This is a genomic window from Kitasatospora sp. NBC_01287 (assembly GCF_026340565.1).
Classification (GTDB): Bacteria; Actinomycetota; Actinomycetes; order Streptomycetales; family Streptomycetaceae; genus Kitasatospora.
In genome coordinates, this window is sequence record NZ_JAPEPB010000001.1 from 4693948 (window position 1) to 4715723 (window position 21776).

Below are 21776 nucleotides of genomic sequence, written 5' to 3' on the forward strand. Positions count from 1 at the left end.
GCTGAGGAGCGCCAGCCCAGACATCTGCCCGCGAGGAGCGCCGCATGGCCGCCGTCGACGAACTGATCGAGCGTCACCAGCAGACCCTGAACCAGGCGCTCACCGCGCTCACCGAGCGGGACTACTGGTCCCCGTACCCCGAGATCCCCAAGGCCTACGGCGAGAGCGGCGCGGCCGACGGCAAGGCCGCGTTCGACGCCCTGCTCGGCACCACCTTCGCGCTGCCCGGCCACCCCGAGGCGGGCGACCTGGTGGGCACCGAGGTGTCGCCGTACGGCATCGAGCTGGACATCGCCTACCCGCGCGCCGAGGTGGACGCGCTGCTGGCCGCCGCCGGAGCCGCCGCCGGCGGCTGGGCCGCCGCCACCCCGGCCGCCCGCGCCGCGGTCTGCCTGGAGATCCTGGCCCGGATCAACGCCCGCTCGCACGAGATGGCCCAGGCCGTCATGCACACCACCGGGCAGGCCTACGCGATGGCCTTCCAGGCCGGCGGCCCGCACGCCCAGGACCGCGGCCTCGAAGCGGTCGCCTACGCCTACGCCGAGCAGGCCAAGCTGCCCGCCGAGGCCGGCTGGACCAAGCCGCAGGGCAAGCGCGACCCGCTGGTGCTGCGCAAGGAGTTCGTCACCGTGCCGCGCGGCACCGCGCTGGTGATCGGCTGCAACACCTTCCCGACCTGGAACGGCTACCCGGGCCTGTTCGCCTCGCTGGCCACCGGCAACCCGGTGGTGGTCAAGCCGCACCCGCGCGCGGTGCTGCCGCTCGCGCTGACCGTGCGGATCGCCCGCGAGGTGCTCGCCGAGGCCGGCTTCGACCCCAACCTGGTGACCCTGGCCGCCGAGCGCGACCGCGAGGGCATCGCCAAGTCCCTGGCCCTGAACCCGGCGGTGCGGATCATCGACTACACCGGGTCGACCGAGTTCGGCGACTGGCTGGAGGAGAACGCCAAGCAGGCCCTGGTCTACACCGAGAAGGCCGGCGTCAACACGGTGGTCATCGACTCCACCGGCGACTACAAGGGCATGCTGTCCAACCTCGCCTTCGCCCTCTCCCTCTACACCGGCCAGATGTGCACCACCCCGCAGAACCTGCTGATCCCGCGCACCGGCATCGCCACCGACCAGGGCACCAAGTCCTACGACGAGGTGGTGGCCGACCTGGCCCGCTCGATCGAGGGCCTGCTCGGCGACGACGCCCGCGCCGCCGCGATCCTGGGCGCCGTGGTCAACCCGGCCGTGCTGCAGCGCAGCGCCGCCGCGGCGAGCGGCGAGTACGGCGACCTGGCGCTGGCGCCGCGGGTGGTGGAGTCGGCCGAGTACCCGAACGCGGCCATCCGCACCCCCGCGCTGATCAAGGTGGAGGCGCACAAGCCGGACGACCGTGCGGTCTTCCTCACCGAGTGCTTCGGCCCGGTCTTCTTCGCCGTCGCCGTCGACTCCACCGCCGACGCCGTCGAGCTGCTGCGGCAGACCGTCACCGAGCACGGCGCGATGACCGCCACCGGCTACACCACCGACCCCGAGGTGGAGCGGCAGCTGGTCCGGGCGAGCCTGGACACCGGCGTCTGCCTCTCGCTCAACCTCACCGGCGGCGTCTACCCGAACCAGACCGCCGCCTTCTCCGACCTGCACGGTACCGGCGCCAACCCGGCCGCCAACGCCGCCTACACGGACGCGGCCTTCGTGGCCAGCCGCTTCCGCACGGTGGAGATCCGCCGCCAGGCCTGAGCCGGCCCCGGTGGCGCCGTCGTGGGACGGCGCCACCGGTCGGCGGCTCACGGCACCAGCACGATCTTCCCGGTGGTGTGCCCGGTGGCCACCAACTCGTGTGCCCTGCCCGCCTGCTCCAACGGCAGGGTGTGCGCCACGTGGGTGCGCAGCAGCCCGCGCTCGACCAGGTCGGCCAGCGCCTCCAGGCCCGCCGCGTCCGGCTCCACCGAGATGCCGGTGAAGCGCATCCCGGCCTGCTCCGCGGCCCGCTCCAGGGCCTGGTCGCCGCGGCCGACGGCGCTGAACAGCAGGCCGCCGGGGCGCAGCGTGCGCAGCGAGCGGTAGGGGTAGTCGCCGCCGATGGTCTCGTAGACCAGGTCCACGTCCTTGACCTTGTCGGTGAAGTCCTCGGTGCGGTAGTCGATCAGCTCGTCGGCGCCGAAGTCGCGCAGCAGCTCGTGCTTGGGCGCGCTGGCGGTGCCGATCACGTAGGCGCCGCGGGCCTTGGCGATCTGCAGCGCGAAGAGGCCCACGCCGCCGGCGATGCCGTGGATCAGCACCCGCTGGCCGGGCCGCACGTCGGCCACGTCCACCAGGCCCTGCCAGGCGGTCAGCCCGGCCAGCGGGATGGCGGCGGCCTGCACGTGGGTCAGGCTCGGCGGCTTGAGCGCGAAGTGCCGCGAGGGGGCGGCGACGTACTCGGCGTAGGCGTTCGCGGCGCGCGGGAAGAACGGCATCCCGAAGACCTCGTCGCCGACCTTGAACCGGGTGACACCGGGGACCACCTCGGTGACCACGCCGGAGACGTCCCAGCCCAGGATGAACGGGGGCTGCCCGAGCAGCGGGAAGCCGCCGGAGCGGATGATGGTCTCCACCGGGTTGACCCCGGCCGCCTTGACCTCCACCACGATCTCGGTGGGCAGTGGCTTCGGCCGCTCGACCTCGGCGAGTTCGAGGACCTCGGGGCCGCCGAAGCGGTGCTGGACGATGGCGCGCATGGCACTTCCTCTCGGGGTGTAGCTCTACCGGAACACACGGTAGTGACCCGGACCGCGTCCCACATGCCCCGTTCGTGGGCATATCCGTGCCTCTTAGGAGGCAGCCCGGAGGCGCGAAGTGGCAGCGGACGGCGGGAAGAAAACCGGCGGACCGCGCCTCCACCGCTCTGTTACGGTCGGGCTCGACGGTCCGGCCGCGGGACTCCGGTGCGACTTCCGGGACCCGCCTCTACCGCGATGATTCGCAGCTCGTGCCCCCATCTCCCCGGCCGGCCGTCGTCAGCTCCCGATTCCCGTCAGCTCCCGACACCTGCCAACTCACGATCCCCGCCCCCGATCGACCGGCGCCTGGAGGCCCGCGATGGAGAGCCACGCCGACCTGATCGCCGCCGACGACGTGCTGCTCTTCGTCAACGCCGCGATCACCGCGACCGGCCAGCGCGAGTTCCACGCCGGAGCGGGCGCCCAGCGGCTCTCGCTCGGTTTCCTGCACGAGTACCTGCGGGTCAACTACCGCGAGCTGTACGCCGCCACGCTCGCCCTGGGCTGCAACGACCACAACGCGGCCCTGATCATCCAGGCGCTGCTGGTGCACGCCGACGAGGCGGCGCCGGCCGAGCGCCGCACCGAGGGCGCGCTGATCGCCCGCCGGCTGCTGACGCTGCCGCCGCAGCGGGTCTACCGGCTCTTCGGGCAGCTGCGCCGGGCCAAGGTGAACAACCGCCGCACCCGCGCCATCATCCGCGACTGGCTGGCCGCGCGCCCCGAGCCCGCCTTCGACGCCGTCAAGTACCGCAGCGGCCTGAAGGCCGCCCTTCGGCACACCCATCTCGCCCCCACCGAGGCGGAGTTGGGCGACTTCCTGTTCGCCCCCAAGCGCCGGGCCCACTACGACGCCCCGCTGCTGGACGCCTGGCGCCGCGCGCACTACGAGCAGCCGGCGCTGTACGAGCTGCCGTTCACCGTCGCCGAGGGCTTCGCGGCCAAGCACGGCATCGCGCGCGGCGCCTTCCTGGAGCGGATCGCCCCCCGGCTCACGCGGCTGGAGCAGCTGCGGCTGCAGGAGTCCGCGCGGGCCCACGGCGCCCAGGCACCGGCCGCCGACCTCGCCCGGATGCCGCTGACCCGGCTCGCCTCCTACACGCTGGCGCTGCCCACCGCCGAGCGCCGCGAGCGCCGCGCCGAGCTGACCGCCGCGCTGCGGGCCGCCGCCGTCCGCGCGGCCGGGCCGCTGCGGGGCCGCTGGGGCACGGTGGCGGCGGTGCTCGACGACAGCTTCTCCAGCTACGGCTCGGGCACCAAGCGCCGCCGCCCGCTGGCCGTCGCGCTCGCCGCCCACCACCTGCTGGCGGAGCTGGCCCAGCGGTACACGGCGCACTGGACCTCGGGCCGCACCGACGCGCTGCTCGCCCACCCGCTGGGCCCGACCCCGCTCGGGCACCGGGTGCTGGACGCCCTGGAGACCTCCCCCGACCTGGTGGTCATCGTCTCGGACGGCTGGGACAACGCCCCGCCCGGGCTGGCCGCCGAGGTGCTCAGGGTGCACCGCACCCGGCTCGACCCCGGGCACCGCACCAGCGTCGTCCACCTCAACCCGGTCTACGACGCGGAGGACTTCGACGTGCGCCGGCTGGCTCCCGGCGTCCCCACCGCCGGCCTGCGCGACGCCGAGGACCTGCCCGCGCTCGTCGAGCTGGCCCAGTTCGCCCAGGGCCGCACCGGCCTGGCCGAGCTGCGCGCGCACCTGGACGCGCGGGTGGCCGCCTTCCTGAGCCAGGAGACCCGATGACCACCCCCGACCTCAGCACCCCCGACCTCAGCACCCCCGACCTGACCACCCCCGACCTGAGCACCCTCGACCTGACCGGCCTGGCCACCCGCCCCGCGCAGAGCTGGGGCGCGGTGCGGCTGGTCCCGCTGGTGCGCGAGCAGCCGATCACCGACCTGCGCCTGCACCGCCGGCTCTACCCCTCGGACGGCGGCCCGAGCGTGGTGCGGCTCGACGACCGGAGCACGTACACCTCGTACATCCCGCACGGCTTCGTCGCCGACTGGACCCGGGACGGCACGGCGGCCGCCGCCTACGGCACCCAGCTCGACGTGGCCGAGCACCCGCGGTCGGTGCCGCTCCAGCCGCGCGGCCAGCACCGGATGGCCCGCCGCGAGGACCGCACCCGGCTGCGCTTCCTGCCGCTGCACCTGGCCCTGGAGGGCTACCTCGCGCTGCACTTCAACGGGCCCGTCATCGCCTGGCGCGAGTGGTCGCAGCGGGCGATCCGGCAGGGGCTGTCGCCGCGCGCGGAGGAGGCCTACTTCGGCGGCGAGGTGAGCGGACTGGCCGACGCGCTGCGGATCTTCGAGATCCACCCGGGCCAGTGCGGCGTGCTGCTGTACGTCGCGGACGCGCTCGCCGCCGCCTTCGTGGTTCCGCACCCCGAGGACTACCGCGCGCTGCACCCCAGCCTGCTGCACGACCTGTACGGCGAACTGGTCCACCACTACACCGCCCTGATGCTGCCGCTGCCCGCCTTCCGGGCCTCGATCCCGGGGCCCGGCATCCGCACCCTGGCCCAGCTGCGCGCCGCGGCCGAGCAGCAGGAGCGGGAGTGGGCGGAGTTCCACGACACCACCATGGCGGCCGGGCTGCTGGCGGACGAGCACACCGTCAGCACCGTGTACCGGATGGGCCGCTTCACGCTGAACCGCTTCCTGCCCGGCTTCCAGCTCAAGCGGGAGAACCACTTGGGCGAGACGATCACCGACGAGCACGGTCGGCTGGCCTACCTCAAGACCTTCCGGCTCTCCGAGAACCAGACCCGGCGCGGCCACCTGCTCAGCCGGCTCGCCGCCCACGACTGGCACCTGGCGCGCACGGCCGAGGCGTTGGGCGTCACCGAGGCCGTGCTCGGCCTGCGCCTGGAGTCGGCCGGCTTCGGCCGGCTGCTGCGCCAGGACGTGCTCGACGGCTTCCGCAAGCAGGTCCGGGCCGGGAGCGGGCCCACCGCCTCCCGACCGGTCTAAGACCAGCCGGTCCGGGACCGGCCGGCGAATGGTGGGCGGCGTCGCGTGCCGATGGCTGTCGCCTGGACGGCTTCTCCTCAGTCGCCAATGCTCCGCATGGACTTCCTCGTCGGCGCCGCCCAGACTCGGCCCTCGACCCGCTCCTTGCCCCACCCACCATTCGCCGGCCGGTCTAAGGTGGTGCGCCATGGAGCTGATCGTCTGTGATGTGACGCCTGACCAGGTGGAGTTGGAACGGGACGTGGCCCCGCTGATCCGGCTGCTGCGGCCGGGCCTGGGGCGCGCGGAGTTCGCCGCCTTCGCCGCCGAGGCGCACGCCCAGGGGCTGGTCTTCACGGCCGCCTACGACCCGCGCGGGCGCTGCCTGGCGGTGGCGGCGCACCGGGTGCTGGCCACCAGCCGGGGGCGGCTGCTCTTCGTCGACGACCTGGTCACCGACCCCGACGTCCGCTCCGGCGGCGTCGGCGCCCACCTGCTCGGCCAGCTGGAGGAGCGCGCCCGCCGCTCGGGCTGCGTGCGGATCGAGTTGGACTCCGGGGCCGCCAACCACGGCGCGCACCGCTTCTACCACGCTCGCAGGATGTCGATCGTGGCGCTGCACTTCGCCCGCGAGCTCTGACATCCGGTCACGCTCAAGCGATACTCGACCTCGGGCAAGCGGTTTGCCGTTAGGGTGCGGGCCATGGTGACCAATGGACTGCGTGCCCTGAACGATGTCCTGGCGTTCTTCATCGAGTTGGCCGCACTCGGCTTCCTGGCCTGGTGGGGGTACCGCACCGGGCCGGACACGGCCGTGCACCTGCTGCTGGCGATCGGCCTGCCGCTGCTGGCCGCCGTGCTCTGGGGACGCTACGCCGCCCCGCGGGCCTCGGTGAAGCTGCCGGTGGCGGGCGTGCTGCTGGTCAAGGCGCTGGTCTTCGGGGCCGGCGCGCTGGCGCTCGGCGCGCGGGCCGGCTGGGCCTGGGGCGTGGCCTTCGGCGCGCTGGCCCTGGTGAACACGGCCCTGGTCACGTCCCAGCGGAACAAGCCGGGCTGGCAGGAGCAGTACCAGAACCCGAACCGCTGACGCCGCGCCACCTCCCCGGGCCACGACGTCCCCGGGCCACGACGTCCCCGGGCCGCGACCTCCCAGGGCCGCCACCTCCTCGACCGGCCCGGCTGCCGACGGTCAGTCCACCGGCAGCCGGGCCACCAGCAGTCGGCCCTCCATGGTGACCCCGCCGTCCATCGCCACCGCCAGCTCGTCGGCGTAGATGTAGGGCCCCGGCACGTAGGGCCGCTCGCCGCTGCCGTTGTTCGCCTCGCCGGTCAGGTACGGGATCGGGCTGTGGCCGTGCACCACCCGGTGCCCGCCGTAGGTGCCCAGCAGCTCGCCGGCCGCCATCGGGCCGCCCTCGCCGCGGAAGGCGAACCGCTTGGTGAAGCGGCGGAAGGCGTCCCACCAGTCGTCCGCGCCCTCGTCCGCGAGCAGGTTGTGGACGGCGTCGTTCACCTCGTCGATCGAGTCGCCGAACTCCAGGTACGCCGTGGTGTCGGAGTGCAGCAGCAGGTGCCCGTCCTCCAGCGCGATCGCGGGCAGCCGCTTGAGCCAGCTGATGTGGTGGCCCTGCAGCCGCTCCAGGTCGTGCTGCTGGCCGCCGTTGAGCAGCCAGGCCGCGCGGAACGAGGCGGTGCCGGCGGTGGACTGCACCGGCTCGTCGCCGTAGCGGTGGGCGCCGAGGAAGAGCAGCTCGTGATTGCCCATCAGCGCCCGGCAGTAGCCGCCGGCCGCCGCCGCCTCGGCGGCCAGCTGCATCACCAGGTCGATCACCCCGATCCCGTCGGGACCGCGGTCGGTGAAGTCACCGAGGAACCAGATCCGGGACCGGCCGGCCGACCAGTGGCCCTCGCCGTCGACCAGGCCCTGCTCGTGCAGCGCGGCGAGCAGCTCGTCCAGGTAGCCGTGCACGTCGCCGACCACGTAGAGCGGGCCGACCGGGCCCGGGTCGGTGTCCGGGGGCGGGTAGGACGCCGCGTACGGGTTCTCCTCGGTGATCGGCGGGCCGAGCTCGATGGTCGGCGGGTCGTCCTGGGCGGGGGCCTGGCCCTGGCGCTGGCCCTGGCGCTCGGCGCCCAGGAAGGCGGGGTAGCCCGGCGTCTGCCCAGTGGCGTGGCCGGTCACCGGCCAGTGCTGCTCCAGGTAGCGCGCCCCGCCGAACGCGCTGAAGGTGGCATCCGGTCCGCCGGCCCGCTCGGCGACCTGGTGACCTGGTGAATCCGGGTACTCCTGAGGGGGATTGGGCTCGAAGTAGGAGCCGTAGGGCAGCACGTCGAGGTCCTGCTGCGGGCGGGGGCCTGACTGGGGCAGCTCAGGCCCGGGGAAGCGGTCCTCGGGTGTCATTCGCCCATCATAGGAAGAGCCCGCTCCCATCGTCCTCACCCGGTGGGTATCCAATCTGCGCGAGCGCGCCGTCACCGGCCGCGGCGGGACGCCGCCCGGCCGCGGTCGGCAGGGGCGGCGGTGGGAGCCCTCCCGCTCGAAGGCCGGAGGATTCAGCCCTCGCCCGGGGTGCGGGGCGGGCTGACGGTGGTTCGGGGGCTGCGGCGCAGCGAGGAGGCCCGCACGATCAGCTCGGTGGGCATCAGGGTGCCCGGCGGCGGCCCGGTCCCGGCGGTGCGGTAGCGGGGCGGGAAGAGCCGGGCGCCCTGGCCGGGTTCGGCCAGGTTCACTCCGGTGCCCGAGTCGACCCCCTCGATCGCGTCGATCAGCAGGTTGACGACGGTGGTCCCGATCCGGCGCGGCTTGAGCGAGAGGGTGGTGATCGGCGGCTCGGTGCCGGCGTACACGTCGCTCTCGCTGCAGCAGACCAGCAGCAGGTCCTCGGGCACCCGCAGGCCGTAGCGGCGGGCGGCCGCCAGCAGGTCGGTGCCGTTGGGGTCGAAGAGCCCGTAGACCGCGTCCGGCCGGTCGGGCCGGGCCAGCAGTCGGTCGGCGGCCACCGCGCCGGCCGCCGGGTCGTGCGCGGGGTAGGCCTCGTAGACCGGCTCCTGGCCGACCCGCTCGCACCAGCCCAGGTAGGCGTCGGTGGAGAGCCGGGTGTAGGTGTCGGTGCTGGTGCCGGTGAGCAGGCCGATCCGGCGGGCGCCGGCCTCGCTGAGGTGGTCCAGGATGCCGAGCACGGCGGCCTCGTGGTCGTTGTCCACCCAGGCGGTGACCGGGCAGTTGCCGGGCTTGCCGTCGCTGACCACCGGGACCCCGGACCGGTACAGCTCGCTGACCAGCGGGTCCTGGTCGGACGGGTCGATCACCACGGTGCCGTCCAGCGCGACGTTGCTCCACACGTCGTGCCGGGAGGAGGCGGGCAGCACCACCAGCGCGTAGCCGCGGCCGAGCGCGGCGCTGGTGGCGGCCCTGGCCATCTCGGCGAAGTAGGCGAACTCGGTGAAGGTGAACGGCTCCTCGCCGTAGGTGGTGACGGTCAGCCCGATCAGCCCGGACCGGCCGGTGCGCAGCGTGCGGGCGGCCGCGGACGGCCGGTAGCCGAGGCGCTCGGCGACCTCGCGCACCCGGCTGCGGGTTTCGTCGGGCAGGCGGCCCTTCCCGTTCAGGGCGTCCGAGACGGTGGTGATCGACACTCCGGCGGCTGCTGCCACATCCCGGATGCCGGCCCGTTCCAGACGTCGTGAGGTGGGGGGTCGCCGACCGTTCTGATTGGCTGCTGCTGTCATGGCGGACCGATCGTATGGCGCCCCGGCCCCTCGCCGAACCACGCGTGCGGGGATCGCCGCGGGCCGCCGCAGAACCGTTTCTCCGCCCCCGCGGCTCGTTCCGGCCCTTGGATCCGTGGTCTGATTTCGGCCGATTACCTCTGACATGTGCCACAGGAACGAGGCACAATGGCTGATCCTCGGCGGTGTCCCGGCCCAACTTCTCACTCGCACGGGTGAGCGCGCTCGGTATCGTTCTGAGCACCCGACCAGGGACAGGTGGCCGAGCACGCGACCGGCGCGCAACCGAGCGCCGGGGCGCACACCGGCAACCGGGCACGCCCCACCGGGCCGGCCCGGACGGGGGCGCCCTGGACAGGGGCGCCCTGGACAGTGACGAAGGAGAACAGCACCGTGAGCGGTACGGCAGCGCAGGGCCCCCGGCTTCGGCCGAGCCTGGACGGCATCCCCACCTACAAGCCCGGCAAGCCCGCCGGTGTCGACGCCTTCAAGCTCTCCTCCAACGAGAACCCCTACGAGCCGCTGCCCGGCGTGCTGGAGGCGACCGTCGCCGCCGCCGGCTCGATCAACCGCTACCCCGACATGGCGGTCACCGAGCTGACCGCCGAGCTGGCCCAGCGCTTCGGGGTGCCGGCCGAGCACATCGCGACCGGCCCCGGCTCGGTGGGTGTGGCCCAGTCGCTGATCTCCTCCACCGCCGGCCCGGGCGACGAGGTGATCTTCGCCTGGCGCTCCTTCGAGGCCTACCCGATCATCACCCAGGTCGCCGGGGCCACTCCGGTGCCGGTCCCGCTGACCGCCGGCGAGGAGCACGACCTGGACGCGATGCTCGCCGCCATCACCCCGCGCACCCGGCTGATCTTCGTCTGCAACCCGAACAACCCGACCGGCACCGCGATCCACCGTGCCGAGCTGGAGCGCTTCCTGGACGCCGTGCCCGGGGACATCCTGGTCGTGGTCGACGAGGCGTACCGCGAGTTCATCCGCGACGAGCGGATCCCGGACGGCGTCGAGCTCTACCGCGAGCGGCCCAACGTCTGCGTGCTGCGCACCTTCTCCAAGGCCTACGGCCTGGCCGGCCTGCGGGTCGGCTTCGCCATCGCCCACGAGGAGGTGGCCACCGCGCTGCGCAAGACCGCCATCCCGTTCGGCGTCAGCCAGCTCGCCCAGGACGCGGCCGTCGCCTCGCTGCGGGCCGAGGACGCGCTGCTGGTCCGGGTCGAGGCGCTGGTCGCCGAGCGCGCCCGGGTCGCGGCGGCGCTGGCCGGCCAGGGCTGGACCGTGGTCGACTCGCAGGCCAACTTCGTCTGGCTGCGGCTGGGCGAGCGCACCCTGGACTTCGCGGCGGCCTGCGCGGCGGCGGGCGTGATCGTGCGGCCGTTCGCGGGCGAGGGCGTGCGGGTGACGATCGGCGAGGTGGCCGGCAACGACCTGTTCCTCGCGGCGGCGCAGGAGTTCCGCAAGGAGCTCTGAGCGGCCCCGGCGGGGCGGGGCGGGGCGGGCGGGCGGGGGCGGCTGCTTCGGGGGTGGCCGCTTCGGGGGTGGTGCCAGCACCACCTCGGAACTGACGTGGTGGCACGCCTGACGGGCCTGCCGGGCGGCGGCAGGATGGTGGTCATCGGGGAGCTGACCTGCTGATCCGCCGTCCTGGAGGCCGAAGATGACCACGCTGACCGTCCCCGCCCCGGCTGCCCCGGCTGCCCCGGCCGCCGCGCCCGCTGCCTCCCGGCTGCGCGGCGCCGTCTCGGCCGCCGCCTGGCGCCGCGCCCGGTACGCGCTCTGCTCGCTCCCGCTCGCCCTGCTCGCCGCCGCCGCCTCGGTGGTGAGCCCGGGTGTGGCCCGGCGGTACCGGGCGCTGGTCCGCCGTTCGCTCGGCCAGCCGGCCACCCCGGCGCCGCGCCGCCTGGTGGGGCGGGTGCTGGCGCACGCCCTGATCGGCCTGCCGGTCAACGCCGCGGCCACCCTGGTCCTGGGCTGGCTCGGCTACCTCTCCCTGATCAACCTCGCCTACCCGATCCGCCCCCTGATAGGCATGATCGGCTTCGACCCGCATGCCTGGGGCGGCCCCAGCTACGCCGGGGTGTGGGCCTGCCACGCGCTGGCCGGCGGGGTGCCGCTGCTCCTCCTGCTGCTGCTGACAGCCCGCGCCTTCACCGGCCTGCAGAGCCGCCTGGCCCGCACCCTGCTCGGCTGACCTCGCCGGCGCGGGCCGCCCGGCACCGGGGCACAGCAATGATCAGTAGCGGTAGCGGGCCTGGACGATGACGATCTCGTCCGCTTCCCGGCCCGTCATCGCGTCCCGCGCGGTCGCAACGCGAGGTCCGATTGCCGCCGGACCTGCGGCCGCTGATCTCGGAGGATCTCCATGTCAGGTGATCCACACGGGAGATGGGACGACGATGACCGCAGTACTCGACGGCAGGGTGGCATTCGTGACCGGCGGCAGCCGGGGCATCGGTGAGGCGGTGGCGCTCCGCCTGGCCGAGGACGGCGCCGATGTCGCGCTGACCTATCAGCACAGCGCGGACCGCGCGGCGGAGGTGGTCGACCGGATCAAGGCGCTGGGTCGGCGGGCCTGGGCGGTCCGGGCGGACGGCGCGGACCCGGTGGCGGTGGCCGTCGCGGTGGAGCAGGCGGTCGCGGAGTTCGGGCGCCTGGACATCGTGGTCAACAACGCGGGGGCCGGCGTGCTCGGTCCGATCGAGGAGATGTCCTCGGCCGACATCGACCTGGTGCTGCACGTCAACGTGCGGGCGCCGTACCTCGCATTCCAGGCCGCGGTGCGGCACTTGGGCGAGGGCGGTCGGCTGATCAGCATCGGCAGTTGCATGACCGAGCGGGTCGCGTTCCCCGGTGGTTCGCTCTACGCGATGAGCAAGACCGCGCTGACCGGGCTGACCAAGGCGCTGGCCCGTGAACTGGGACCGCGGGGCATCACGGTCAACCTGGTCCACCCCGGCCCGATCGACACCGAGATGAACCCCGCCGACGGGCCGGCGGCCGATCCGCAGCGCGGGGTCACGCCGCTCGGGCGGTTCGGTCTGCCGTCCGAGGTCGCCGCGACGGTGGCCCACCTCGCCGGTGACAGCGGCCGCTACATCACCGGTGCCGCGATCTCCGTGGACGGTGGATACGCCGCCTGAACCGGTGGCCGAGCCTGGGTCGGCCGGCCGGCCGGACCGCTCGCTCAGCCCCCTGTCGCCGCCCGCTCCGCCGCGCTGCGCTCCACGCAGAACTCGTTGCCCTCGATGTCGGCCAGCAGCGCCCAGCCGGTGCCGTCGGGCCGGCGGTGGTCGGCGAGCAGCGCGGCGCCCAGGCCCAGCAGTCGCGCGACCTCCTCGTCCCGCGTGCGGTCCGCGGGCTGCAGGTCGAGGTGGACCCGGTTCTTGACGCTCTTGCCCTCGGGGACGGGGAGGAAGAGCAGGTTGGGCAGCGCGGGGTCGCCGGGGTCGCTGAGCAGGTACTCGGGGGCCTCCGCCGTCCCGTCGTCGACGACCGTCCGACCGGTCGCCGCGGCCCAGAAGGCGGCGACGGCGGCGGGGTCGGCGCAGTCGAAGGTGATGCTGCGGACGCGGGAGGTCACAGGGGCTCCTGACGGCGGGTCGGCGGACTGACGTGACGTCATCATCGCACCGGGCAACGGGCGGTCGAACGTGAGGGGGTGACTGACGGTAAGTAGATACTCGGTGTTGACTCCCACTAGATACTGAGTGTAGATACTCAGTCATGACAGTTCCTCTGGCCCTCCTCGGGCTGCTCGAACGCGAGCCGAGCCACGGCTACGACCTCAAGCGCGACTACGACACCTACTTCGGCCGGGGCAAGCCGCTGCCCCCCGGTCAGGTCTACTCGACCCTCAGCCGGCTGGCCCGGGACGGCAAGGTGGTGGTCGGCGAGGTCGGGCCGGGCGACGGTCCCGACCGCAAGCGGTACGTGATCACCGACCTGGGGGCCACCGAGCTGGAGACCTGGCTCGGCGCACCGGCCGAGGCCGAACCCCATCTGCAGACGGTGCTCTTCACCAAGGTCGTGCTCGCCCTGATGCTCGGGCGCGACGCCGGTGGCTACCTCGACGCCCAGCGGGCGGCGCACCTGCAGCGGATGCGCGAGCTGACCGAGATCCGGCGCAGCGGCTCGCTGGTCGACCGGCTGCTCGCCGACCACGGGCTCTTCCACCTGGAGGCCGACCTGCGCTGGATCGACCAGACCGCCGCCCGCCTCGGCGCGCTCGCCGACGAGGTGAACGCATGAGCGCCGACGGCGAGTTCCTGATCGAGGCGCGCGGGGCAGTGCTCTCCTTCGGCCAGACACCGGCGCTGCGCAGCGCCGACCTGGCGGTGGCGGCCGGCGAGATCGTCGCCATCATGGGCCCCAGCGGTTCGGGCAAGTCGACCCTGCTGCACTGCCTGGCCGGGATCCTCACCCCGGAGTCCGGGGAGGTCTGGTTCGACGGCTGCCGGATCGACACCCTGCGCGAGACCGAGCGCAGCGAACTGCGCCGGGACCGCTTCGGCTTCGTCTTCCAGTTCGGCCAGTTGGTGCCCGAGCTCTCCGCCGAGGAGAACGTCGCGCTTCCGCTGCTGCTGGGCGGCGCCCGCCGGGCCGACGCGCTGGAGCGGGCCGGGCAGTGGTTCGGGCGGCTCGGCCTGGAGGGCCTGGAGCGGCGCAGGTCGGGGGAGTTGTCGGGTGGTCAGGCGCAGCGGGTCGCGCTGGCCCGCGCGCTGGTGGCCGAGCCCGACGTGCTCTTCGCCGACGAGCCGACCGGCTCGCTCGACTCCTTCACCGGCGAGCAGGTGATGGACCTGCTGGTCGGCACCGCCCGCGAGCAGGGCACCACCGTCGTGCTGGTCACCCACGAGCCCAGGGTGGCCGCCTGCGCGGACCGCGAGGTCGTGGTGCGCGACGGCAAGGTGACCTCGCTCTCGGGGGTCTCGGGGCTCTCGGGGGTCTCGGGGGTCTCCGGGCTCTCCGGGCAGGGGCGGGCCTCGTGATCCGCTTCGGACTGCGACTGACGCTGGCCGCCGGTCGGGAGTCGGTCGCCAGGCTGGTCATCGTCGCGGCGGCGGTGGCGCTGGGGGTCGGCATGCTGCTGGGCACCCTGGCGGCCATCAACGCCACCAACACCCAGAACGGGCGCAACTCCTGGCTCGACAGCGGGGCCGTCGCGGACTCGGGCGCCGCCCCCGCCGCCGGCACCCAGCCGCTCTGGTGGTTGATCAGGGCCGACAGGTTCCAGGACAGGACCATCGGCCGGGTGGACGTCGCCGCCACCGGGCCCGACTCGCCGCTGCCGCCCGGCATCCCGAAGCTGCCCGGCCCCGGGCAGTACTACGCCTCGCCGGCCATGGCGAAGCTGCTCAGCGGCACCCCGGCCGACCAACTGGCCGACCGCTATCCCGGGCAGCGGATCGGCACCATCGGTTCGGTGGCGCTGCCCGCGCCGGACTCGTTGATCATCGTCATCGGCCACACCCCGGGCGAACTGTCGGCGGATCCCGAGGCCCGGCAGATCACCTCGATCATGACCAAGCCGCCGAGCGAGTGCGCCAGCTGCCCGGTGGGCACCAACGCCAACGGGATGGACCTGATCCTCTCGGTGGTGGCGGCCGCGCTGATCTTCCCGGTGGTCATCCTGATCGGCACCGCGACCCGGCTCGCCGCCACCCGGCGGGAGCAGCGTTTCGCCGCGATGCGCCTGGTCGGCGCGACACCCCGGCAGATCTCGGTGGTCTCGGCGGTGGAGTCGACCGTCGCCGCGGTGGCCGGCACGGTGGCCGGCTTCGGGCTGTTCTTCCTGCTGCGTCCGCTGCTGGCGACGGTCGACCTCACCACCGCGCGGTTCTTCACCAGCGACGTGGCGCTGAACCTGAACGACGTGCTGGCGGTCGCGCTCGGCGTCCCGGTGGCGGCGGCCGTGGCGGCCCGGATCGCGCTGCGCCGGGTGCGGATCTCCCCGCTCGGCGTCACCCGGCGGGCCACCCCGCGGCCGCCCCGGATCTACCGGGTGCTCCCGCTGGCGCTGGGCGTCCTCGAACTCTCGTACTTCATCGGCCGGCGCCCACACACCTCGGCCGGCCAGGTGCGGGCCTTCGTGCCGGGCATCCTGCTGATCCTGGGCGGCCTGGTGCTCGCCGGGCCGTGGCTGACCATGGTCGGCTCGCGGCTGATGGCCCGGCGCACCGGCCGGCCGGCGGTGCTGGTGGCCGGGCGGCGGCTGGCGGACGACCCGAAGGCCGGCTTCCGCGCGGTCAGCGGGCTGGTGCTGGCGCTCTGCGTCACCAGCGGCGCCGTGGGGGTGATCGACGCGCTGACCGCGGAACGCGGGGTGCCACAGGGGAGCACCTCGGTCCGCGACGTGCTGGTCGGCTCCTACTTCCACGGCTGGACGCCCGCGGGGCAGCCGGTCGACCCGGAGAGCCCGCTGCCGGATCCGGCCCTCGCCGCGCTGCGCGCGATCCCGGGCGTGACGGGCGTGACGGTGGTCCACACGGATCCCCTCGGCACCTCCGACCCGGTGGTTCTCCCGCCTGCCAAGGGCTCGCTCGCCAAGGGCCCACCGCCCCCGGGCGCGCTGGTGGACTGCGCGCAGCTCGCGACCACCCCGGCCTTCGGCGTCTGCGGCCCCGGCGCCGAGGCGGCCACGATCACACCGTTCCTCGGCTCCATCGGGCTGAACCGCGATGAGATCTGGCCCGCGCACTGGCCCACCGCCACCATTTCGGCCCAGCAGGTCGACCGCCTGCCGGTGCAGTTGGTCGTGGTGGCCACGGACGGGTCCCTGCCGGCGGTCGAACGGGCGCGCACGCTGCTGGCGAGCAGCTACCCGACCGAGCGGCTGCCGGAGACCATCGGCGAGGACCGCTCCGACATGTCGGCGGAGCTGCGCGGCTACCAGCAGCTCGCCGACGTGGTGATCCTGATCAGCCTGCCGATCGCCGGCTGCAGCCTGGCCGTCGCCGTGGCGGGCGGCCTGAGCGACCGCAAGCGCCCGTTCAGCCTGCTGCGGCTGACCGGGGTGCGGCTGGCGGTCCTGCGCCGGGTGGTGCTGCTGGAGAGCGCGCTGCCGCTGCTCGTGGTCGCCGTGGTGGCGATCGGGATGGGGTTCGTGGCCGCCCAGCTCTTCCTGCAGGCCCAGTACGGCTACTCGGTGCGGGCGCCCGACCTCTCCTACTACCTGCTGGTGCTGCTGGGTCTGGCCGCCTCGCTCGGGGTGATCGGCTCCACCCTGCCCCTGCTCGAACGGATCACCGGCCCGGAGACGGCACGCAACGAGTGACCGGTGGCGCGGGCGCCCAGGGGTTCCACAGTTCAGCTGATGATCAGTCAGCTGCTGCTAGGGTCCCTCGGGTGCCCGCCGACCCGGGTCGAGGTCCTTCGGTCACGGCCCGTTCAGTCACACCAAGGCCGGGCACGGGCCACAAGGTCGACAAGGCGACAGCCCGGCACGGTCCGGCGTGAATACCGCGCCCGAGATGCCTGGGAAGATCCTGGGAGTTGCGCCATAGGCGTTTCCCAGGATCGCCAAGACCTCGGAGACATGTCCCGGACCGGGCCGTTTGTCCGACCCGAACGCTTCAGCATCCTCTCAGGTTGCGCTCAGAACTTCGCAAGAGCGCCGGGCGAGTCTTGTGCGCTATGAAGGTCCTCCCGCGACGGCGTGGCGCCGTCATCGTCAACTCACTGCTCGGCGTGGCCCTCCTCGCGGGGGGCGCGCTGGCTTACACCACCGTGAACAGCACCAGCAGCTCGGCCGCCGGCAAGCCGCAGACCAGGACGGCGACCGTGACCAAGGGCACGGTCCTGGCCACCGTGTCCGGATCCGGCACCCTCAGCTCGCCCACCGACGCGGGCGAGAACTTCGTCACAGGCGGCAAGCTGACCGCGGTCAAGGTCTCGGTCGGTGACACGGTGACCTCGGGCGAGGTGCTGGCCACCGTCGACACCACGGCCGCGCAGCAGGCGGTAACCGCCGCGAACGGCGCGCTGACCGAGGCGCAGGCCGGGCTGGCCACGGCGCAGGCCGGGGTGACCACGGCGCAGGCCAACTTGACGAAGGCTCAGGCGGGCACGACCACGACCACCACTGTCCCGGTCGGCAGCTCCGGCGCCGTCGTCCAGTCCTCGTACACCCACCCCAACCCGAGTGCCTCGGCCGGCGGCGCCGTGACCGCGACCCCGGCCTCGAACACCACGCCGACCTCGACCACCTCCCCGGACCCGACGGCCGGTTCGTCGGCGGGCGGCGGTAGCAACAGCGGCGGCGGCAATGGCGGCGGCAATGGCGGCGGCAACGGCGGCGGCAACAACGGCGGCGGCGGCAACGGTGGCGGCAACAATGGCGGCGGTGGCAGCAACAACACCCCCGCCCCGCAGATGACCACCATCACCACCACCAAGGTCGACCCCGCCGCCGTGGCCCAGGCCCAGCAGCAGGTGACCCAGGCCCAGCAGCAGCTGACCCAGGCGCAGCAGCAGGTCGCCACCGCGCAGACCAACGTCACCGACGCGCAGACGGCGCTGACCGGCACCACGCTCACCGCCACGGTCGGCGGCACCGTCGCGTCGATCTCCAACAAGGTCGGCGACACCGTCTCGGGCACCGGCAGCGACGCCGGCTCGGGCGGCTCCGGCAGCTCCGGCGCCAGCTCCTCCAGCAGCGGCAAGACCACCAGCTCCTCGTCCTCCTCCGCTCCCTCGGGCTTCATCGTCATCACCAACCCGACCGGGATGCAGGTCACCGCCGACTTCTCCGAGCTCGACTCGCTCAAGCTGAAGAAGGGCGAGGGCGCCACCGTCACGCTCAACGCGCAGTCCTCCACCACGCTCAACGCCTCGGTCCTCTCCGTCAGTTCGCTGCCGGTGTCGAGCAGCGGCAGCGGCGGCGCGGCCGGCAGCGCGGTCCAGTACGCGGCGACGCTGCAGATCGCCGGCGACACCAGCCAGCTGCGCACCGGCCTGAGCGCGACCGTCTCGGTGGTCACCGGCGAGGCCGACAACGCGCTCTCGGTCCCCGCGGCGGCCCTCTCCGGCACCGGCACCAGCCGCACCGCGACCGTGGTGAAGGCGGACGGCACCACCTCCCGGGTGACCGTGACGGTCGGCGTGGTCGGCGACTCCACCGTCCAGGTGGTCTCCGGCCTCAACGAGGGTGACAAGGTCCAGCTGACCTCGGCCAGCACCGGCGGCGGCAACGGCTTCCCGAGCGGCTCGTTCCCGGGCGGCGCGGGTCGCACCGGCGGCGCCGGCGGCTTCACCGGTGGTGGCGGCGGTGGCGGCTTCGGTGGCGGCGGCGGCGCCCGGGGCGGTGCCTGATGGCTCGCCGCGCCCGCGCCCATCGCGGCGGCCCGGCGCAGGCCGGTGCCGCCCAGGGCGACCCGCAGGCGGAAGCGCAGCAGGCGCCGCCGCCGGTCATCCAGGTCCGCCGGCTGCGCAAGTCCTACGGCCACGGTGACGCGACGGTGCACGCCCTGCGCGGCCCGTCCGACCCGGCCACCGACGAGCCGCTGGGTGTCACCCTCGACATCGAGCAGGGCGACTTCGTGGCCGTGATGGGCAGTTCGGGTTCGGGCAAGTCGACCCTGATGAACATCCTGGGCTGCCTGGACGTGCCGACCGCGGGCCGCTACCTGCTGGACGGGATCGACGTCGGTCACCTGGACGAGGGGCAGCTCTCGCTGGTCCGCAACCGCAAGATCGGCTTCATCTTCCAGTCCTTCAACCTGGTGCCGCGCACCACCGCGCTGGCCCAGGTCGAACTCCCGCTCGCCTACGCGGGTGTGCGGGCCGCCGAGCGCCGCAAGCGCGCGCTCGCGGCGCTGGCCCTGGTGGGGCTCACCGGCCGGGCCGACCACAAGCCCAACGAGCTGTCCGGCGGTCAGCAGCAGCGTGTGGCGGTGGCCCGCGCGCTGGTCACCGCGCCGGCGATGCTGCTGGCCGACGAGCCGACCGGCAACCTGGACAGCCGCTCCACCGAAGAGGTACTGGCGATCATCGACGGACTGAACGCGACCGGACGAACGGTCGTGCTGATCACCCACGAGGACGAGGTGGCCGCCCACGCCAAGCGGGTCATCCGCCTGGTGGACGGCCAGGTCATCTCGGACGTCCGGCAGGGCCCGGTCGTCGGCCCGCCGCCGGTGCTGGGCCGCCAGCTGGCGGCCCAGCAGCAGGGCGCGCTGATCGGGGGCCGGTCATGATCCTCTGGCAGATGATCCGCTTCGCCTTCGCGGGCCTGGCCGCCAACAAGGTGCGCTCCGCGCTCACCATGCTCGGCGTGCTGATCGGTGTCGCCTCGGTGATCCTGCTGCTGGCGGTCGGCAACGGCTCCTCGACCGCGGTGAAGAACTCCATCACCTCGCTCGGCACCAACTCGCTGACCGTCACCTCGGGCAGCTCCGGCGGCGCGCGCACCAGCAGCACCGTCAAGAAGCTGACCGTGGACGACGCCCGCGCGCTGGCCGACACGGCCGCGGCGCCCGACATCAAGTCGGTCGCCCCGGTGGTCACCACCACCGCGGCCGCCGTCTACGGCAACATCTCGTACACCCCCGGCTCGGTCATCGGCACCTACCCGGCGTACTTCGAGACGTCCAACGAGAAGATCGCCTCCGGCGACTACTTCAGCAACGACGACGTGCTCAACTCGCGCAAGGTCGCGGTGATCGGCTCGACCACCGCGCAGCAGCTGTTCGACAACGAGAACCCGGTGGGCAAGACGATCAGCCTCGGCGGCACCCCGCTGACCGTGGTCGGCGTGCTGCAGACCAAGGGCGCCACCGGGTTCACCGACCCGGACGACGTGGTGATCGCCCCGCTGCCGACCGTGCAGAACGCCTTCACCGGTTTCAGCTCGGTCAGCCAGATCCTGGTGCAGGCCACGTCGGCCGACACCACCACGCAGGCGCAGAGCGAGATCACCCAGATCCTGATGGGGACGCACTCGCTGACCGACCCCAGCAAGCTCGACTTCCGGGTGAGCAACCAGACCTCGCTGCTCAGCGCCCGGGAGAGCACCAGCCAGACCTTCACCGTGCTGCTCGGCGCGGTGGCCGCGATCTCGCTGCTGGTCGGCGGGATCGGGATCACCAACATCATGCTGGTCACGGTGACCGAGCGGACCCGGGAGATCGGGATCCGCAAGGCCCTGGGCGCGCCGAAGGCAGTGATCCTGGGCCAGTTCCTGACCGAGTCGACCCTGCTCTCGGTCTTCGGCGCCGGTCTCGGGGTGGCCGCGGGCATCCTCGGCTCCCACTTCAGCGTGGTCGGGATCAAGCCCGTGGTGATCCCCTCCTCGGTCTTCGGCGCTTTCGGGATCGCGGTGGCGATCGGCCTCTTCTTCGGCAGCTACCCGGCCAACCGGGCCGCCTCGCTGCGGCCCATCGACGCCCTGCGGCACGAGTGAGGCGCGCGATGGCCACCGGTACGACCACGGATCAGTCATGATCACCGAGCGAGCAGAGCGGGAGCAGTCAGAGCCCATGCCTACCAACAACAGCGACCTGGTCCGGGCTGCCGGCCCGGCGGACAGCACCATGCGGCTGCCGGCCATCTCCCAGTCGGCCGGCCAGCCGTCCGCCCCCTCGGGCGGGACCGCGCTGTCGGCCGAGTCGGCGGCGCACGCCGAGCTGCTGGCCACCGCGCCGGACGCCCGGGACATCACCGCCGAGCTGGCGGCCCCGCCGCGCCGCAAGCTGCCGTGGGTCACCATGCTGCTGGCCGGCGGGGTGATCGCGGCCTCGGCCTTCGCCGGCGGCGCGTGGTACCAGAAGAACCACGGCAACAACACCACGTCCGCCAGCCGGGCGATCACCGCGGCGATCCAGAAGGCGGGCCAGAGCGGCGGCGCCCGAGGTGGCCGCGGGGCCACGGGGGGTGCCGGCGGAGCAGGCGCCACCGGGGGCGGCGGCTACGGCGGTGGCGGTGCCGGCGGCGCGGGTGGTCTCACCCGCGGCACGGTCAAGCTGGTGGACGGCAGCACCGTCTACCTGACCGACGCCAACGGCAACATCGTCAAGGTCACCACCGGCAGCTCCACCAAGGTCTCGGTCACCCAGAACGGCCAGGTCAGCGACCTGCAGCCGGGCCAGAGCGTGACCGTGGTGGGCACCCCGGACGGCTCCGGCGGCTACACCGCCTCCCAGCTGACCGAGGGCGGCAGCACCACCGCGGGCGGCTTCGGCGGCGGTGGGTTCGGCGGCGGCACGGGCGGCGGCGGCACGTCGAACGGCGGCTGACGCGCGCTCGCGCCTTGGCGCGGGCCCCATGGCATGACGGTGGATCGCAGGGCCCCGGGAGAAGGATTCCGGGGCCCTCGCGCGTGGGCCTTCGCGCGTGGGCCTTC

The 21776-nt window shown here is 73.6% G+C and carries 19 protein-coding genes; 15 read left to right on the top strand and 4 right to left on the bottom strand.

The features are described 5' to 3' along the window. The first annotated feature begins 44 nt into the window (after positions 1 to 44). Positions 45 to 1727, top strand: a complete 1683-nt coding sequence (gene paaN, locus OG455_RS20105; protein ID WP_266295655.1) for a phenylacetic acid degradation protein PaaN — start codon at positions 45 to 47, stop codon at positions 1725 to 1727. Between the two features lie 47 nt (positions 1728 to 1774). On the opposite strand, the gene OG455_RS20110 is transcribed toward paaN, so the two are convergent. Further along, positions 1775 to 2707 carry an NADP-dependent oxidoreductase gene (locus tag OG455_RS20110; RefSeq protein ID WP_266295657.1) on the bottom strand — a complete coding sequence of 311 codons (933 nt, stop codon included), beginning with the start codon at positions 2705 to 2707 and terminating at the stop codon, positions 1775 to 1777. Positions 2708 to 3068: 361 nt separating this feature from the next. Between OG455_RS20110 and OG455_RS20115 the strand changes: the two genes are divergently transcribed. The 4 genes from OG455_RS20115 (at position 3069) to OG455_RS20130 (ending at position 6794) form a co-directional block, all read left to right on the top strand. Beyond that, positions 3069 to 4496, top strand: coding sequence for a hypothetical protein (locus tag OG455_RS20115; RefSeq protein ID WP_266295659.1), 1428 nt, complete (start codon positions 3069 to 3071; stop codon positions 4494 to 4496). Beyond that, positions 4493 to 5728, top strand: a complete 1236-nt coding sequence (locus tag OG455_RS20120; RefSeq protein WP_266295661.1) for a hypothetical protein — start codon at positions 4493 to 4495, stop codon at positions 5726 to 5728. The genes OG455_RS20115 and OG455_RS20120 overlap by 4 nt, the downstream gene beginning before the upstream one ends. Positions 5729 to 5915: 187 nt before the next feature. Continuing rightward, entirely contained in the window at positions 5916 to 6347 is a 432-nt protein-coding gene (locus tag OG455_RS20125; protein ID WP_266295663.1) for a GNAT family N-acetyltransferase, read from the top strand. Positions 6348 to 6410: 63 nt separating this feature from the next. Further along, positions 6411 to 6794: a YrdB family protein gene (locus tag OG455_RS20130; protein WP_266295665.1), complete on the top strand. Its 384-nt coding sequence runs from the start codon at positions 6411 to 6413 to the stop codon at positions 6792 to 6794. 102 nt (positions 6795 to 6896) lie between these two features. Here the strand turns inward: OG455_RS20130 and OG455_RS20135 are convergent, their stop codons facing one another. Continuing rightward, positions 6897 to 8108: a metallophosphoesterase gene (locus OG455_RS20135; protein WP_266295667.1), complete on the bottom strand. Its 1212-nt coding sequence runs from the start codon at positions 8106 to 8108 to the stop codon at positions 6897 to 6899. Positions 8109 to 8260: 152 nt separating this feature from the next. Next, on the bottom strand, positions 8261 to 9436 hold the full coding sequence (locus OG455_RS20140; protein ID WP_266295669.1) for a LacI family DNA-binding transcriptional regulator: 1176 nt from the start codon (positions 9434 to 9436) through the stop codon (positions 8261 to 8263). Positions 9437 to 9829: 393 nt separating this feature from the next. Between OG455_RS20140 and hisC the strand changes: the two genes are divergently transcribed. The 3 genes from hisC to OG455_RS20155 all read left to right on the top strand — a co-directional run bounded on the left by hisC (position 9830) and on the right by OG455_RS20155 (position 12579). Beyond that, positions 9830 to 10909, top strand: coding sequence for a histidinol-phosphate transaminase (gene hisC, locus OG455_RS20145; protein ID WP_266295671.1), 1080 nt, complete (start codon positions 9830 to 9832; stop codon positions 10907 to 10909). A 187-nt stretch (positions 10910 to 11096) separates the two neighbouring features. Further along, the gene (locus OG455_RS20150) at positions 11097 to 11630 is read left to right on the top strand and encodes a hypothetical protein (RefSeq protein ID WP_266295673.1); all 534 of its coding nucleotides are present in this window, start codon (positions 11097 to 11099) and stop codon (positions 11628 to 11630) included. A 205-nt stretch (positions 11631 to 11835) separates the two neighbouring features. Next, positions 11836 to 12579 carry an SDR family NAD(P)-dependent oxidoreductase gene (locus OG455_RS20155; protein WP_266295675.1) on the top strand — a complete coding sequence of 248 codons (744 nt, stop codon included), beginning with the start codon at positions 11836 to 11838 and terminating at the stop codon, positions 12577 to 12579. Positions 12580 to 12623: 44 nt separating this feature from the next. On the opposite strand, the gene OG455_RS20160 is transcribed toward OG455_RS20155, so the two are convergent. Beyond that, on the bottom strand, positions 12624 to 13019 hold the full coding sequence (locus OG455_RS20160; RefSeq protein WP_266295677.1) for a VOC family protein: 396 nt from the start codon (positions 13017 to 13019) through the stop codon (positions 12624 to 12626). A 143-nt stretch (positions 13020 to 13162) separates the two neighbouring features. Here OG455_RS20160 and OG455_RS20165 point away from each other — a divergent pair, with 143 nt between their 5' ends. From OG455_RS20165 to OG455_RS20195, 7 genes are all read left to right on the top strand, one after another. After that, positions 13163 to 13687 (top strand): PadR family transcriptional regulator, encoded by a 525-nt coding sequence (locus OG455_RS20165; protein WP_266295679.1) that lies wholly within the window; start codon positions 13163 to 13165, stop codon positions 13685 to 13687. Then, positions 13684 to 14427: an ABC transporter ATP-binding protein gene (locus tag OG455_RS20170; RefSeq protein WP_266295681.1), complete on the top strand. Its 744-nt coding sequence runs from the start codon at positions 13684 to 13686 to the stop codon at positions 14425 to 14427. The genes OG455_RS20165 and OG455_RS20170 overlap by 4 nt, the downstream gene beginning before the upstream one ends. After that, positions 14424 to 16712: an FtsX-like permease family protein gene (locus tag OG455_RS20175; RefSeq protein ID WP_266295683.1), complete on the top strand. Its 2289-nt coding sequence runs from the start codon at positions 14424 to 14426 to the stop codon at positions 16710 to 16712. The genes OG455_RS20170 and OG455_RS20175 overlap by 4 nt, the downstream gene beginning before the upstream one ends. Positions 16713 to 17071: 359 nt before the next feature. Continuing rightward, positions 17072 to 18748 carry a biotin/lipoyl-binding protein gene (locus tag OG455_RS20180; RefSeq protein WP_266295685.1) on the top strand — a complete coding sequence of 559 codons (1677 nt, stop codon included), beginning with the start codon at positions 17072 to 17074 and terminating at the stop codon, positions 18746 to 18748. Further along, positions 18748 to 19632 carry an ABC transporter ATP-binding protein gene (locus OG455_RS20185; RefSeq protein ID WP_266295687.1) on the top strand — a complete coding sequence of 295 codons (885 nt, stop codon included), beginning with the start codon at positions 18748 to 18750 and terminating at the stop codon, positions 19630 to 19632. Before OG455_RS20180 ends, OG455_RS20185 begins: the two co-directional genes overlap by 1 nt. Then, entirely contained in the window at positions 19629 to 20837 is a 1209-nt protein-coding gene (locus OG455_RS20190) for an ABC transporter permease (protein ID WP_266295689.1), read from the top strand. Before OG455_RS20185 ends, OG455_RS20190 begins: the two co-directional genes overlap by 4 nt. 76 nt (positions 20838 to 20913) lie before the next feature. After that, on the top strand, positions 20914 to 21669 hold the full coding sequence (locus OG455_RS20195) for a hypothetical protein (protein ID WP_266295691.1): 756 nt from the start codon (positions 20914 to 20916) through the stop codon (positions 21667 to 21669). Positions 21670 to 21776: the final 107 nt, after the last annotated feature.

Excerpts from the sequence above, each read along its gene's own strand:
- paaN (WP_266295655.1), top strand. The coding sequence starts at position 45 with ATGGCCGCCGTCGACGAACTGATCGAGCGTCACCAGCAGACCCTGAAC.
- OG455_RS20110 (WP_266295657.1), bottom strand. The coding sequence starts at position 2,707 with ATGCGCGCCATCGTCCAGCACCGCTTCGGCGGCCCCGAGGTCCTCGAA.
- OG455_RS20115 (WP_266295659.1), top strand. The coding sequence starts at position 3,069 with ATGGAGAGCCACGCCGACCTGATCGCCGCCGACGACGTGCTGCTCTTC.
- OG455_RS20120 (WP_266295661.1), top strand. The coding sequence starts at position 4,493 with ATGACCACCCCCGACCTCAGCACCCCCGACCTCAGCACCCCCGACCTG.
- OG455_RS20125 (WP_266295663.1), top strand. The coding sequence starts at position 5,916 with ATGGAGCTGATCGTCTGTGATGTGACGCCTGACCAGGTGGAGTTGGAA.
- OG455_RS20130 (WP_266295665.1), top strand. The coding sequence starts at position 6,411 with ATGGTGACCAATGGACTGCGTGCCCTGAACGATGTCCTGGCGTTCTTC.
- OG455_RS20135 (WP_266295667.1), bottom strand. The coding sequence starts at position 8,108 with ATGACACCCGAGGACCGCTTCCCCGGGCCTGAGCTGCCCCAGTCAGGC.
- OG455_RS20140 (WP_266295669.1), bottom strand. The coding sequence starts at position 9,436 with ATGACAGCAGCAGCCAATCAGAACGGTCGGCGACCCCCCACCTCACGA.
- OG455_RS20150 (WP_266295673.1), top strand. The coding sequence starts at position 11,097 with ATGACCACGCTGACCGTCCCCGCCCCGGCTGCCCCGGCTGCCCCGGCC.
- OG455_RS20155 (WP_266295675.1), top strand. The coding sequence starts at position 11,836 with ATGACCGCAGTACTCGACGGCAGGGTGGCATTCGTGACCGGCGGCAGC.
- OG455_RS20165 (WP_266295679.1), top strand. The coding sequence starts at position 13,163 with ATGACAGTTCCTCTGGCCCTCCTCGGGCTGCTCGAACGCGAGCCGAGC.
- OG455_RS20170 (WP_266295681.1), top strand. The coding sequence starts at position 13,684 with ATGAGCGCCGACGGCGAGTTCCTGATCGAGGCGCGCGGGGCAGTGCTC.
- OG455_RS20180 (WP_266295685.1), top strand. The coding sequence starts at position 17,072 with ATGAAGGTCCTCCCGCGACGGCGTGGCGCCGTCATCGTCAACTCACTG.
- OG455_RS20185 (WP_266295687.1), top strand. The coding sequence starts at position 18,748 with ATGGCTCGCCGCGCCCGCGCCCATCGCGGCGGCCCGGCGCAGGCCGGT.
- OG455_RS20190 (WP_266295689.1), top strand. The coding sequence starts at position 19,629 with ATGATCCTCTGGCAGATGATCCGCTTCGCCTTCGCGGGCCTGGCCGCC.
- OG455_RS20195 (WP_266295691.1), top strand. The coding sequence starts at position 20,914 with ATGCCTACCAACAACAGCGACCTGGTCCGGGCTGCCGGCCCGGCGGAC.